9 protein-coding genes and 1 tRNA gene are annotated in these 14,144 nt (G+C 63.9%); 1 reads left to right on the top strand and 9 read right to left on the bottom strand.

The features are described from left to right. Nucleotides 1-191: 191 nt before the first annotated feature. The 3 genes from MJ601_RS09640 to MJ601_RS09630 all read right to left on the bottom strand — a co-directional run bounded on the left by MJ601_RS09640 (nucleotide 192) and on the right by MJ601_RS09630 (nucleotide 4,039). Nucleotides 192-1,241, bottom strand: a complete 1,050-nt coding sequence (locus tag MJ601_RS09640) for a tyrosine-protein phosphatase (protein ID WP_242125741.1) — start codon at nucleotides 1,239-1,241, stop codon at nucleotides 192-194. Between the two features lie 81 nt (nucleotides 1,242-1,322). Beyond that, complete coding sequence (locus tag MJ601_RS09635; protein WP_242125740.1) at nucleotides 1,323-3,683, bottom strand: TonB-dependent receptor; 2,361 nt, start codon at nucleotides 3,681-3,683, stop codon at nucleotides 1,323-1,325. A 269-nt stretch (nucleotides 3,684-3,952) separates the two neighbouring features. Further along, nucleotides 3,953-4,039, bottom strand: a tRNA-Leu gene (locus tag MJ601_RS09630). A gap of 143 nt (nucleotides 4,040-4,182) precedes the next feature. On the opposite strand from MJ601_RS09630, the gene MJ601_RS09625 reads away from it, so the two are divergent. After that, a complete protein-coding gene (locus MJ601_RS09625) occupies nucleotides 4,183-4,683 on the top strand; it encodes a hypothetical protein (RefSeq protein WP_242125738.1) in 501 nt (166 codons plus the stop codon). Between the two features lie 9 nt (nucleotides 4,684-4,692). On the opposite strand, the gene gltB is transcribed toward MJ601_RS09625, so the two are convergent. From gltB to MJ601_RS09595, 6 genes are all read right to left on the bottom strand, one after another. Further along, a complete protein-coding gene (gltB, locus tag MJ601_RS09620) occupies nucleotides 4,693-9,216 on the bottom strand; it encodes a glutamate synthase large subunit (RefSeq protein ID WP_242125864.1) in 4,524 nt (1,507 codons plus the stop codon). After that, entirely contained in the window at nucleotides 9,216-9,947 is a 732-nt protein-coding gene (locus MJ601_RS09615) for a DUF2059 domain-containing protein (protein ID WP_242125737.1), read from the bottom strand. Before MJ601_RS09615 ends, gltB begins: the two co-directional genes overlap by 1 nt. Beyond that, nucleotides 9,944-11,395, bottom strand: coding sequence for an NAD(P)-dependent oxidoreductase (locus tag MJ601_RS09610; protein WP_242125735.1), 1,452 nt, complete (start codon nucleotides 11,393-11,395; stop codon nucleotides 9,944-9,946). Before MJ601_RS09610 ends, MJ601_RS09615 begins: the two co-directional genes overlap by 4 nt. A 165-nt stretch (nucleotides 11,396-11,560) precedes the next feature. After that, entirely contained in the window at nucleotides 11,561-12,370 is an 810-nt protein-coding gene (locus MJ601_RS09605; RefSeq protein ID WP_242125733.1) for an undecaprenyl-diphosphate phosphatase, read from the bottom strand. A 146-nt stretch (nucleotides 12,371-12,516) separates the two neighbouring features. Continuing rightward, the gene (locus MJ601_RS09600) at nucleotides 12,517-13,443 is read right to left on the bottom strand and encodes a complex I NDUFA9 subunit family protein (protein WP_242125731.1); all 927 of its coding nucleotides are present in this window, start codon (nucleotides 13,441-13,443) and stop codon (nucleotides 12,517-12,519) included. 117 nt (nucleotides 13,444-13,560) lie between these two features. Then, the gene (locus MJ601_RS09595; RefSeq protein ID WP_242125729.1) at nucleotides 13,561-14,139 is read right to left on the bottom strand and encodes a TMEM165/GDT1 family protein; all 579 of its coding nucleotides are present in this window, start codon (nucleotides 14,137-14,139) and stop codon (nucleotides 13,561-13,563) included. Nucleotides 14,140-14,144: the final 5 nt, after the last annotated feature.

The raw sequence follows: 14,144 nt of genomic DNA, 5'->3' as shown, positions 1-14,144 counted from the left end.
CGCGCGGCAATTGGCAAGCTTTGTGCATGGGATTGCCGCCGGGGCAAGGGGAAAATCACTTTTGCCGGCCTCAAGGGCCGGAACGGCGGCTAGATTGGGTCTGGCGAGGGTGCTTTCAATCCGGGTTTCACGCAAAAGCGCTGTCCCGCCCGAAGACGAAGATCGTCCGGACGGGAAAATCATGCGGGCGCCTATTCCAGATAATGCGAGCGCAGGGCGGCGATTTGCAGCCTGGAGAGGCCGATCTCCTGCGCCAGATAATTGTCGACCGAACCCCATTTCCTCTCGATTTCGTCGAACGCGTAGGAGAGGAAGGATGTGCCGCTGGCATCCTTGAGCGGCTGGGGTTTGGCAGCGGCCGGATTTTGCTGATATCGCGCGAACAGCAGGGCAACTGGATCGTTGGCGTGGGCCGCGGCATCGATCTTCGGCATTTCCCATTGCGGCTGCCGGTAGGTGGTCGACAGATGATAGTCCGCCAGAATGACGTCGCGGGGAACGCCCAGCGCTGACAGGATCATCGCGGTCACGAAGCCCGTGCGATCCTGTCCCGCCGAACAATTATAGGCCACCGCTCCGTCTTTTGCGAGCAGGTCCTGGAAGACCAGTTTCAGTTGCGGCGCCAGCATCACCGGCATGGGACGGTAGACATTCTCGCCATTGCTGAGGGTGGCGCCCTTCATCATGGCTGCCATCGAATAGCCGACCGCCTGATAGGGCACGCCCTCGATACGGCTAGGGGCGATCGACCGCTCCTCGCTCGACCGGAGGTCGACGATATGGGCCAGGCCCAGCGACCCGATCTGTTGCAGGTCCGAATCGGTCAGCAGCGGCTGGCCGCCGGACCGGAAAATCATCCCCCAGCGGACATGCTTGCCGCCTGCGGCAGGATATCCGCCGACATCGCGGAAATTGGACCCCTGTTGCAGCGGAAGCAGTCGTTCCGCCACCCGGACCGTCTCGCCCGACCTGCTGTCCTTCAGGATCAGATAGGGCCGCTCCCGTTCGCCGACGGCGATATTCTCCCGCCCGTCCCTGTCGCCCTTCGACACCAGCTTCATCTGGTCCGGGCGCGCGGCGGGATCATCGGACAAGTAGATGTCGACAGGGTCGGTGTCGGACCATGTCACCGTCAACTCCCCCGGCGCGCTGCGGATCACGGCGGGTGTGTCGATCGTGCGGGCCGAAGCCGTCGCGCAGAGCAGTCCGATGAGGAGCGGGAGGATGGCCATGCGTTTCATGATATTGCCCTCATAAGATGTCCGTTCCGAATTGCCGTGTCCGGGGCCGCGCGGACCGGCTGCCCGGCCCCCGGCGGCCCGTCAGAAGCGCATGTTTATTTCGCCGCCAAAGGTGCGCGGCTCGTTGAAGAAGCCGCTCAGGCCCGAAGTCGGGCTCAGCGACTTGTAGAAGAGATGCTGTTCGTTGAAGAGGTTGCGTGCCCAGAGGGCAAGGCTCAGTTTCGCGTCGCCCTGCCCCAGGCCGATATCGGCAACGGAGATACGGCCGTTCGCGATGAACGCCTTGTCGCCGATCGGCTGATAGACGTTGGTCGCGGCGCCAGGGCCGGCATAGACCGGATCGGTGGCATTGGCATAGAAGCCCGAATCGTAATTGCCGTCCAGATGCGCGCGCAGCGTGAAGCCATCCATGGGCAGCTCATAATCGATCGAACCGCTTGCCGAATGCCGGGGCGTGTAGGTCTGGTAGATCGGCACCGCGATGGCGCTGAGAACGCCGGCGGCGTTCGGATAGGGGTTCGCCGTCGCCGGGATGCGGACATATTGATAGGAATAGGACGCGGCCAGGGTCAGCCCCTCCAGCGGGTTGACGGTCAGTTCCGCCTCGATCCCATGCAGGCCGCCCGTGCCGGGGGCGTTGATGGTCGACGTGGTCGTGCGCGTGGTGCGCACCCCGCCCGTTTCATAGGGGCGGCTGAAATCGACCTGGATGTTCTTGTAGCTTCCGGCATAGGCCGCGACGTTGAAGCGGGCGTGATGGTCGAAAAATTCGGTCTTGGCGCCGACCTCGAAGATCGACACGGTTTCCGGATTGAACGCGTCATATTCCTGCGAGCGGGAATTGGCGCCGCCCGATTTGTAGCCGGTGCTCCATTTGCCGTAGACATGGACATCGGGCGTCAGGTCGATCGCCAGATTGACCATGGGATCGACCCGCGACCAGCTCGCATCCAGCGGAATGGCGCCGGACACGCCGTTGCGATTGATCGGCAGGGCGTTGTTCACCATCGTCAGTTCGCCATGCTTGCTGTCCCTGGTCCAGCGCAGGCCGCCGGTCAGGTGGATATTATCGTCCAGCAGGGCAGGGGTCCAGGTCGCCTGGCCAAAGAAGCCGACGCTCTTGGTCGTGACATGGCTCGCACGGTCGATCGGTTGCGCATTATAGTCGATCTGCCGCAGCACATAGGCCGATCCCGCCGCATCGGTGAACATGTTGGTATTGAAGGCCTGCGCATTGTCGCGCACCTTTTCCTGATAATAGAGCGCGCCCGCGACATATTTGACGCGGCTGACTTCGCCAATGGCCTGGAATTCCTGGCTCCACTGATTCTGCCAGAACTGGGCGAGGCTGTAGCGCGCGAAGGCGGCGTTCGTGAAATTGCCGCTGGCGTTCGACATGGACGTGGATGCCGATCCATTGTCCCACTGGCTCTGCTGCAGCTTGCGATAGGAGGAGATGGACTTGAAGGTCAGATCCGGCGCCGCGTCCCATTCCAGCGTCAGGCGATGGCCATGGACATTGCCGACGCTCGGCTGTTCGGGCACGCCGACATTGGCGGTCCGCACGCGGTCGGGCTGCACCGTCCCCAGCAACGCCTGGCGGTTCGTGCCCGGCGCGATCAGGTTGAGATAGAGCGAGGTCGATTCATCCTTCGAAATGTCGAAGGAATAGTCGGCGCTGAAGTCCGTAGAAGGCTTCCACAGCGCCTCCACATGCAGGCCGCGCTTGTCATATTGGTTGAAGCCCTCCGCACCTGCCAGGGGATTTTTCACCAGCGGATCGCGATGCGCAACCACGCCGTCGACCTTCACCGCGATATTGGCCAAGGTCGGCAGGTCGAGGTGCATTTCCCCCTTGTAGCTGCCGAAATTGCCGATCCCGCCGGTCGCATTCATGTGAAATTCGCCGCTGGGCTTCTTCGTGACGATGTTCACTGCGCCGCCTTCGGTGTTGCGGCCGAACAACGTGCCTTGGGGCCCCTTCAGCACCTCGATATTCTGGATGTCGAACAGCGCAGTGCCCAGCCCCTGAGCGCGACCGAGATAGACGCCGTCTATATAGACGCCCACACCCTGGTCGCGCGCTGGCTGGTTGCCGTCCGACAGCACCCCGATGCCGCGAATGTTCACGATCAGGGCGGAATTGCGCGAATAAAAGGGCGCGATCTTCAGGGAAGGAATCGCTCCGTCGCCCAAATCGACAAGCGATGTGACGTGCCGGTTCACCAGGTCGTCACTGCGCATGACGGACATGGAAATGGGGGTGACCTGCAGATTTTCCTCGCGCTTCTGAGCGGTCACGAGAATCGTGCCAAGGCCCTCGGCATCGGCGGCATCTGCCGCCGGCGCGCTGTCCGCTGCCATGGCAGCGGTCTGGAAGGAAGCAGACAGGACAAGAATGGACGCGGCGGTGCCCGCCAGCAGAAGGTGCTGGAGTTTCATGATGGTCCCCCAAAGTTGATGCAAAGCCTTCCTGCGAAGGTCTGGGCGCTCCCTAGGGGCGGGATGTTGCGCTAAGGCGAAGCTTTCTTTTCGGTTTTGTTGCGCAACGATCTTTTTGTGTCTGTCGCTGCATGTTCTGCGCGTGCGGATGCGTTCCGGTGCGCCTTGCCGCTATAGGCCGAATGGCACCGGGAGGAGGGCGCAAAAAAAGCGCGCCTGCATGGGCGTCACCATTCTGCTGACTGTTCGGGATACCCCGCAGGATTATATGGTGCGGTCGAGAAGACTCGAACTTCCACGGCCTTTCGGCCACAACGACCTCAACGTTGCGCGTCTACCAATTCCGCCACGACCGCACATTTTCCGGGAACCGGCGGGGCCGGTGCCTTGGTAGGAGGCGGCCCTTAGCAAAGGCTTTTGGGTCATGCAACCACCGATCTGCATGCGCGTTATTTTGATCCAAGAAAGTCGGATAACCGAGACCGGAAAAGGAAGAAGCATGTCCGCGCGCTTCTGGCTATTCTCATCGCTTTGCGGGGGTGCTGCTCTGACGGGTGGCCTTGGACTGGGTATTTACGCGACCACCCAGCCCAGAGTCGCCTGGACGGAAACCAGCTTGCCCGAAACGCCTGTCGAACAGCGCGCTTTCGTCCATGCCGATCTGAATGGTCCGTCGGTCATCGATTGCAAGGGATGTGGTCCGACTTTGGCGGACCGGCAGATGATGGCGGATAGGGCTGCCTGGGACGGGTCGGACGATGCCTTTGTCCGGGATTATGCTGCGCAGGATGACCAGGTGCCGGAGGATTATGTCGACCCCCTCCCGTATCAGGGCGCCGTGGGACAGCCGAGAACCCTGCCTGCCACGGTCGAACGCTTCGCTGCTGGAGGACAGGAAGCCAGTTGGGGGGGCGCGAAGATCGCCGAGGCGCCACCCCAAAATCCGGAAAGCGGCACGTCCGCCCATGCTCGACCGGCGGACGTGGCCATATCCTATTGATCCGGCCGCTTATTCGGCGGCTACGACTTCTGCCTCAACATCGCTCAACGGGTGGGCGAGGCGGTTCACCATTTCCTTCGGGCAGACCTGCCAGAAATAACGGCGCCACCGGTCCCAGTCGTCCAGGATCGTATTCGACCATTTGCTGTCGGTCGCCACCGCATGCTGGGCGATCAGAGCCTTGAGCTCCGCTTCCCAGTGGGCGCTTTCCAGCCGCTGCCAGACGATGCTTTCGGGATTGGCGCGCGTCGGGAAGCTGCCATCCTCGTCCAGGATGAAGGCCATGCCCCCGGTCATGCCAGCGCCGAAGTTCGCGCCGGTACGCCCGAGGATCACCGCCGTGCCGCCGGTCATATATTCGCAGCCATTGGCGCCGCAGCCCTCGACCACCACCTGCGCGCCCGAATTGCGGACGGCGAAGCGTTCGCCCGCCTGCCCCGCCGCAAACAGCTTGCCGCTGGTCGCGCCGTACAGGACGGTATTGCCGATGATGGTGTTGTCCTTGCTCGACAGGGGCGAGGAGACGGTCGTGCGCACCGTGATGATGCCGCCCGACAGGCCCTTGCCGACATAGTCGTTCGCGTCGCCGAACACTTCCAGCTTGATGCCCTTGCAAAGGAAGGCGCCCAGCGACTGGCCCGCGGAGCCGCGCAACCGCACGGTCAGATGGCCGTCGGCCAGGCTGGACATGCCGAACCGCTCTGTGACGGCGGCCGACAGGCGCGTGCCCACGGCGCGATGGGTGTTGCGCACCGTATAGGTGAGTTGCATCTTCTCGCCGCGTTCGAACACCGCGCGGGCGTCCTTCATCATTTGCGCGTCGAGGCTGTCGGGCACTTCGTTGCGCCATGCGTCAAGGCTGAAGCGGCGCTGTTCGTCGGGCGCGTCCACCTTGGCGAGGATCGGGTTGAGATCCAGATCGTCCAGATGCTCGGCGCCGCGATTCACCTGCTTCAGCAGTTCGGTGCGGCCGATCACCTCGTCCAGGCTGCGATAGCCCAGCCGCGCGAGGATTTCGCGCACTTCCTCGGCGATGAAGGTCATGAGGTTGATGACCTTCTCCGGCGTACCGGTGAACTTTGCGCGCAGGCGTTCATCCTGCACGCAGACGCCGACCGGGCAGGTGTTGCTGTGGCACTGGCGCACCATGATGCAGCCCATGGCAACCAGCGACAGGGTGCCGATACCGAATTCCTCGGCGCCCAGGATCGCCGCGATCACGATGTCGCGGCCGGTCTTGAGGCCGCCGTCGGTGCGCAGCTTCACGCGGTGGCGCAGGCCGTTCAGCGTCAGCACCTGATTGGCTTCGCTGAGGCCCATTTCCCAAGGCGTGCCCGCATATTTGACGGACGTCTGCGGCGAAGCGCCGGTGCCGCCGACATGGCCCGCGACCAGGATGACGTCGGCATGTGCCTTCGCAACGCCAGCGGCGACCGTGCCGATGCCCGCCTGGCTGACCAGCTTCACGCAGACGCGGGCGCGGGGGTTGATCTGCTTGCAGTCATAGATGAGCTGCGCGAGATCCTCGATCGAATAGATATCATGGTGCGGCGGCGGCGAGATCAGCGTCACGCCGGGCGTCGCATGGCGCAGCCTGGCGATGAACTCCGTCACCTTGAAACCGGGCAGCTGGCCGCCTTCGCCGGGCTTGGCGCCCTGAGCGACCTTGATCTCGATCTCCTCGGCCGATCCCAGATATTCGGCATGGACGCCGAAGCGGCCCGACGCGATCTGCTTGATGACCGAATTGGCGTTGTCGCCATTTTCATAGGGCTTGAAGCGTGCGGCATCCTCGCCGCCCTCGCCCGACACGGCCTTGGCGCCGATGCGGTTCATGGCGATGGCCAGAGTCTCATGCGCTTCGGGGCTGAGCGCCCCCAGCGACATGCCCGGCGTCACGAAACGCTTGCGGATCTCGGTGGTCGCCTCGACCTCATCGATGGGCACGGCTTCGCGGGCGAAGTTGAACTCCAGCAGGTCGCGCAGATAGACCGGCGGCAGGTCGCGCACGCCGCGCGAGAATTGCAGATAGGTCGAATAGCTGTCGGTCGCGACGGAGGTCTGCAAAAGGTGCATGAGCTGCGCCGAATAGGCATGCGTCTCGCCGCCGTTGCGCTGGCGGTAGAAGCCGCCGACCGGCAGGCGCACGATGGCGCTGTCATGGGCGGCGTCGTGACGCAGCTTCGCGCTGTAGTGGAGCGACTGATAGCCCTCGCCCGAAATCTTCGCGGGCATGCCGGGGAAGAGATCGTTGACCAGCGCGCGGCTGAGGCCCACCGCCTCGAAATTATAGCCGCCGCGATAGCTGCTGATGACCGCGATGCCCATCTTGGACATGATCTTCAGCAGGCCTTCGTTGATCGCGACGCGATAGCGTTCGAAGCATTGGTCGAGCGACAGGTCGCCGAACAGGCCGCGCGCATGACGATCGGCGATGCTGGCTTCGGCCAGATAGGCATTCACCGTGGTCGCGCCGACGCCGATCAGCACCGCGAAATAATGGGTGTCGAGCGCTTCGGCGCAGCGCACGTTGATCGACGCATAGCTGCGCAGCCCCTTGCGGACGAGATGCGTATGCACCGCCGCCGCCGCCAGCACGCCGGCAATGGCGACGCGATTCGCGCTGACATGCTCGTCGGTCAGGAAGATTTCGGTGCGGCCCTCGCGCACGGCCTGTTCCGCTTCCTCGCGGATGCGGGCGATGGCGGCGCGCAGCTGCTCCTGCCCGCCCTCGGCCGGGAAGGTGCAGTCGATCTCGGCCACGGCAGGGCCGAAATGGCCCTTCAGCTTCGCCCATTCGGACGAGGTCAGGACCGGCGAATCCAGCACCAGCACATGGCTGTTCTGCGCGTCCTGTTCCAATATGTTGTGGAGGTTGGAGAAGCGCGTCTTCAGGCTCATGACATAGCGTTCCCGCAGCGGATCGATCGGCGGGTTGGTGACCTGGCTGAAATTCTGGCGGAAGAAATGGCTGATCGTCCGCGGCTTGTCGGAAATGACGGCGAGGGGCGTGTCGTCGCCCATCGAGCCGACGGCTTCCTTCGCATCCTCGACCATCGGGGCGAGGATCAGCTCCATATCCTCCAGCGTCATGTTCGCGGCGACCTGGCGGCGCGTCAGTTCGGCCTTGTCCCAGCTGGGCAGGGCGCTTGGCGTATCGGCCAGATCATTGACCGTCATGAAATCCTTGATCAGTTCCGAATAGGGGCGCTCGCCCGCAATCTGGTCCTTGATCTCATGATCGTCGAAGATCACGCCTTCCTGCAGGTCGACGGCGATCATCTGGCCTGGACCCATGCGGCCCTTCCGCACGATGGTGGTTTCGGGCACCACGACCATGCCGGTTTCCGAACCCACGATCAGCAGATTGTCGCCGGTCAGCGTGTAGCGCAGGGGGCGCAGCGCATTGCGGTCGACGCCCGCCACGACCCAGCGGCCGTCGGTCATCGCCAGCGCTGCGGGGCCGTCCCACGGCTCCATCACGGAGGCGAGATATTCATACATGTCGGCATGGGCTTGCGGCAGTTCGGCGCTGGCCGACTGATAGGCTTCCGGCACCAGCATCAGCTTTGCCGTCGGCGCATCGCGGCCCGAACGGCAGATCGCCTCGAACACGGCGTCGAGCGCGGCGGTGTCCGAAGCACCGGCCGGGATCACGGGCTTGATGTCCTCCGACTGCTCGCCAAAGGCGAGGGAGGCCATCTTGATCTCGTGGCTCTTCATCCAGTTCTTGTTGCCGCGGATCGTGTTGATCTCGCCATTATGGGCAAGCGTGCGGAAAGGCTGGGCCAGCCACCATTGCGGGAAGGTGTTGGTCGAATAGCGCTGGTGGAAGATCGCGACGCGGCTCTCGAACCGCTCGTCCTGCAGGTCCGGGTAGAAGACCGACAGCGATTCGGCGAGGAACAGCCCCTTGTAGATTATGGAGCGGCAGGACAGCGAGCAGATGTAGAAGTCCTGGATCTGCGCGGCGATCACCTTCTTCTCGATCCGGCGGCGGATGAGGTAGAGTTCCTTTTCGAACTCGGCCTGGTCGCGCTCTTCCGGCATCGGACCGGCGATCATGATCTGCTCGATCTCGGGACGGGTGCGCTGCGCCTTCTCGCCGATGACGGAGACGTCGACGGGCACCTGGCGCCAGCCATAGATGGTGTAGCCCGCGTCGATGATCTCGGCCTCGACGATGGTGCGGCAGGTTTCCTGTGCGTTGAGGTCCGTGCGCGGCAGGAAGATCATGCCGACGGCCAGGCGGTTGGGCAACGGCTTGTGGCCGGAGTCCGCGATCGCATCATCGAAGAAGCGCACCGGCAGGTCGACATGGATGCCCGCGCCGTCGCCGGTCTTGCCGTCGGCATCGACCGCGCCGCGGTGCCACACGGCCTTCAGCGCATCGATGGCGCTGGCGACGACGCGGCGGCTCGGACGGCCGTCGGTCGCGGCGACAAGGCCGACGCCGCAGGCATCGCCCTCCATCTCCGGATGATACATGCCTTCCTGTGCGAGGCGGAGGCGTTCTGCTTCGAGACGATCCATCATTTCGTGACCTTCTTCGGGTCTGCGCCGAGCAGCGCCTCCAGGCGCTTGCGTTCGGCTGGGGTGAGATCCTTGTAGGCGCGCGGTTTGGGCAGCGCGGCCATCTGCGCCTGGGAATCCTTCATGATCTCCGGCATGGCCTGCATCAGCGCGGGCATCATGGCCTGCATCTTGCCGATATAATGCGGGTCGGCGGCCAGCTCCATGAAGCCGCTGCCGAACTTGGCGCCTGCGGGCGTCTTCATGAACGCGCTGATCTGGTCCAGTTCCGCCGCATCATATCGGCTGGCGAAGGCTTCGGCCATTCCCTCGCGCATGTCCGGCTCGAACCGGCTCATGAACCGGCCAAGCGCTGGCCCCATGCCGTTGACCAGAATGTTCATCCGCTTCTGATAGCTGGGATCGACGATCTCCATGATCTGCTGGATCGTGGCGGGCTTGAGCGTATCGGCTTCAGCAGGGTTCATCCCTCCGGCCTTCAGAAGGTCGCGAACGGGCATTCTGGTGAAGCCCTCCATCATCGGCCCCATCACTTTCTGCATCATCGGTCCCATCATCCGGGCCATGGTGCCGTCGGGCAAGATGATGGCGGCGACGGGCCTCGCCTTGGCCAGCAGGACAGGATCGACCGGCGCGGATTGCTCCGTGGCGGCCGTCATCGGGGCAGGCTGCGCTGGCGCGGGCGCGGCAAGCGCCAGCAGCGGCACAGCCATCAGCATCGCCCGCTTCATGCGGCGACCCTCTCGCCCGCCGCAGTCCTGGCCTTGGCCTTCAGATAGCGGTGCATATGCTCGGTCACGTCGCGGCCATCGCGGATCGCCCAGACCACCAGCGAAGCGCCGCGCACGATGTCGCCAGCGGCGAATACGCCGTCCATGCTGGTCATCATCGTCTTGTGATCGACGCGCAGCGTGCCCCAGCGGGTGACCGACAGGTATTCGGCGCCGAACAGCCTGGGCAATTCCTCCGGATCGTAGCCCAGCGCCTTGATGACAAGGTCGGCCTCCAGCGTGTGCTCCGTGCCCGGATCGGCCTCCGGCGCGCGGCGGCCCGATGCGTCGGGCTGGCCGAGGCGCATCTTGGTGACCTTGACGCCAGTGACATGCTCCGTGCCTTCGAAGGCGATGGGGGCGGAGAGCCAGACGAACTCCACGCCTTCTTCCTCGGCATTGGCGACTTCGCGCTGCGAACCGGGCATATTGTCGCGGTCGCGGCGATAGAGGCACTTGACCGAGGTTGCGCCCTGGCGGACGGCGGTGCGCACGCAATCCATCGCGGTGTCGCCGCCGCCGATGACGACCACCTTCTTGCCATTGGCGTGCAGCGATCCGTCCTTATGCTCCGGCACGGCATCGCCGAATCCGGCCTTGTTGGAAGCGATCAGGAAGTCGAGCGCCTTGACCACGCCCGGCGCGCCGACGCCCGGCGCCCTGATGTCGCGGGGCTTGTAGACGCCGGTGGCGATCAGGACCGCATCATGGCGGCTGCGCAGTTCCTCCATGGTGGCGTCACGGCCGACCTCGAAGCTTTCATGAAAGATGATGCCGCCATCCTTCAGCCGCTGGATGCGGCGCATGACGACTTCCTTCTCCAGCTTGAAGCCGGGGATGCCGTAGGTCAGCAAGCCACCGGCACGATCATGCCGGTCGTAGACATGCACTTCATAACCCGCGACGCGCAGATATTCGGCCGTGGTGAGTCCCGCCGGCCCCGCGCCGATGATGCCGACCGACTGGCCGGTTGCAGCGCCGGGCACCAGCGGCTCGACCCAGCCTTCCTTCCAGGCGGTGTCGGTGATGAATTTTTCCACCGAGCCGATGGTGACGGAGCCATGGCCTGAAAATTCGATGACGCAATTGCCCTCGCACAGCCGGTCCTGCGGGCAGATGCGGCCGCAGATTTCCGGCATCGTGCTGGTCAGGTTCGACAGCTCATAGGCTTCACGCAGGCGGCCTTCGGCAGTCAGGCGCAGCCAGTCGGGAATATGGTTGTGCAGCGGGCAATGGGTCGAACAATAGGGTACGCCGCATTGCGAGCAGCGCGACGCCTGTTCCTCTGCCTTGTCCAATATGAAGCTGCGGCTGATTTCCAGAAAATCGTCGGCGCGATCGTCGGCCGAACGTTTCTCGGGATAGGCCTGGCCCGTTCCCACGAATTTCAGCATTGGATTGTCAGCCATGATGAGCCCCTGAAAATGAAGTCAGGGGCGCACATAGCAGAAAAACCCGCAGAGTCACGCGGATTCTGCTATTTAAGTCAGGATACCTGACCTAAAATGGCGGGATTTTTTGCGCCGGCGAAGGAAGTCGGTAATAATCTTGCGCATTATAGGTCCGGTACGGACTTATCTCAGGGAAAGCCAGGCCAGCGCACCGATTCCTGCAACGATCCGATACCAGGCGAAGGGCGTGAAGCCGTGCCGCGACACCAGCCCGACGAACCACCGGATGACCAGCAGCGCGACGATGAACGAAACGACGAAGCCAAGCGCGATGCTGTCCCAACCGACCGCGGCGGAGGTCAGTTTGCTGCCATTTTTCAGCAGTTCCAGCGTGGTGGCGCCCAGCATGGTGGGAATGGCGAGGAAGAAGCTGAATTCGGCGGCGGTGCGGCGTTCGACCCCCAGCGTCAGCGCGCCCATGATGGTTGCCCCCGACCGGCTGACGCCCGGAATCATGGCGAGACATTGGACGAAGCCGATTCCGATCACGCGGACGAAGGGAATGTCGGCAATACCGTGGAAGCGGTTTTCCTTAACCATCCGTTCGATGATCAGGATTGCGATGCCGCCCGCTATCAATGCCCAGGCAACGACCTTCGGCGCGCCCAGCAGCTGCTCGATATATTTATGCAAGGCGAGGCCGATCACCGCCGCGGGGATGAAGGCGGCTATCAGATTGCGCAGGAACCGCCAGCTGGTGGGTTCGCCGCGCAGCAACCCCATGCCCACCGCCCAGAAGGTCCGCCAATAAAGCACGACCACCGCCAGGATCGCACCCAGCTGGATGATGACGTTGAACATGGCCCAGACCGACGCATCATAACCCAGCAATTCGCTCGCCAGAATCAGATGGCCGGTCGACGATACGGGAAGAAATTCGGTCAACCCTTCGACGATGCCGAGCAGGATGACGGTCAGATAATGCAGGTCCATGGGCGGGTCAGATCCTAGCGGTCAGACAAAGGGAAGCCCTCCCCCGGTCGGGGAAGGGCGCAGGGAGAGGTTATTGTGCAGAAGCGAAAGGCTCTCGCAAAGCCGGAACGGCACGGCCGGTCGCGGCGCACTGCCGTTCCAGCCGATCAGGCCTTCACCCGCCCGGCAAAGCGGCCGTGCCGGCGATAGCGCACCAGCCATTTTTCCGCGACGGCGGGCATCGGCGTCGGCGCGACGCCCAGGTCGGCAAGGCCGCTGGCTCCCGCGGCAACGACATTGTCCCGCCCCAGCATCGCCAGCTGGTCGCGCGTGATCGGGCCGCCCGGCAGGATGGCGATCAGCGAGGCCAGCGCAGCCGGGACCGGGCACAGGCTGCGCTCACGACCGATGGTCTTCGCGATCCAGGCGTTGAGTTCCAGCATCGAATAGGTCTGCGGCCCGCCCAGTTCATAGGTCTTGCCGCCATATACGCCGGGCTTTTCGGCGGCGTTGGCGATCGCCTGCGCGACGTCCGTGACGTAGACGGCCTGGAACTTCGTGTCCGCGCCGATCACCGGCACGACCGGAGCGATGCGGATGATCTCGGCGAAACGGTTGAGGAACTGGTCCTCCGGCCCGAAGATGATCGACGGACGCAGGATCGCGGCGTTGGGGAAGGCGGCCTGAACCGCGGCTTCGCCTGCGGCCTTGGATCGGCCATAGGCGGAGGGGCTGGCCGGATCGGCGCCGATGGCCGACACATGGACCAGTGCCTCTACGCCTGCTTCCGCTGCCGCCCGCGCGACATTGGCGGCGCCCTCATGGTGCGATGCGTCGAAATCGCCCGACAATATGCCGACCAGGTTGATGACGATGTCGCTGCCCGTAATGGCGCGGGCGACGCTGGCGGGCTTGCGGATGTCGGCCGCGACGAACTGGGTCTGGCCAAGGCCGCCGAGCGGCTTCACCCGCAATGCAGTCGCCAGATCGCGCTGGGCCACCCGCACGCGCGCGCCGCGCGCCATCAGCGCCTGGGCGACCTGCCGGCCCAGAAAGCCGCCGCCGCCGAACACCGTTACCAGACTGTCCTTCATTGCGTGTCCCATGCCTGTCTTTTCAAAGGGATGATTTTTCGGCCACCCTTCTTATTTCAATGGGGGATGGCTGTACGCCATCCCCTTGCAACAGCCGCCGCCCGCTGACAACCGGCTTTACCCGATCCAGCCCTGCAAATCAGCAATCATCCACAGGCCAAGCCCCAGGAACAGCAGCGCCGCGCCGATCTGGAGCGCCCGCATCGGCACCTTCTTGGCCAGCACGTCGCCGAACAGCACGGCGGGGACATTGGCGATCATCATGCCCAGCGTGGTTCCGGCGGTGACGGCGAAGACATTGTCGAACCGCGCGCCCAGCATGACGGTCGCCACCTGGGTCTTGTCGCCCATCTCCACCAGGAAGAAGGCGATCAGCGTCGTCATGAACACGCCAGCCTTGGATGGGGCCTTCAGCGGCTCATCCTCGTCGATCTTGTCGGGGATCAGCGTCCAGGCAGCCATGGCGATGAAGCTTGCCGCCACGGCATAGCGGAACCAGGGCTGGGTCAGCACGCCCGCGACCGAATGGCCGACCAGGGCGGCGAGGAAATGGTTGGCGAGCGTGGCGCAGAGGATGCCGAATATGATCGGCACCGGCTTGCGGAACCGCGTGGCGAGCAGCATCGCCAGCAATTGCGTCTTGTCGCCCATCTCGGCGAGAGCGACCAGGGTCGTGGAGGTGAGGATGGCTTCCATGGGTC

Origin of the sequence: Sphingobium trunci (assembly GCF_022664535.1) — a bacterium.
In the GTDB taxonomy this organism is placed as follows: Bacteria; Pseudomonadota; Alphaproteobacteria; order Sphingomonadales; family Sphingomonadaceae; genus Sphingobium.
Note: the sequence above shows the minus strand (reverse complement) of the source record. Positions and strands in the feature narration are given on the sequence as shown.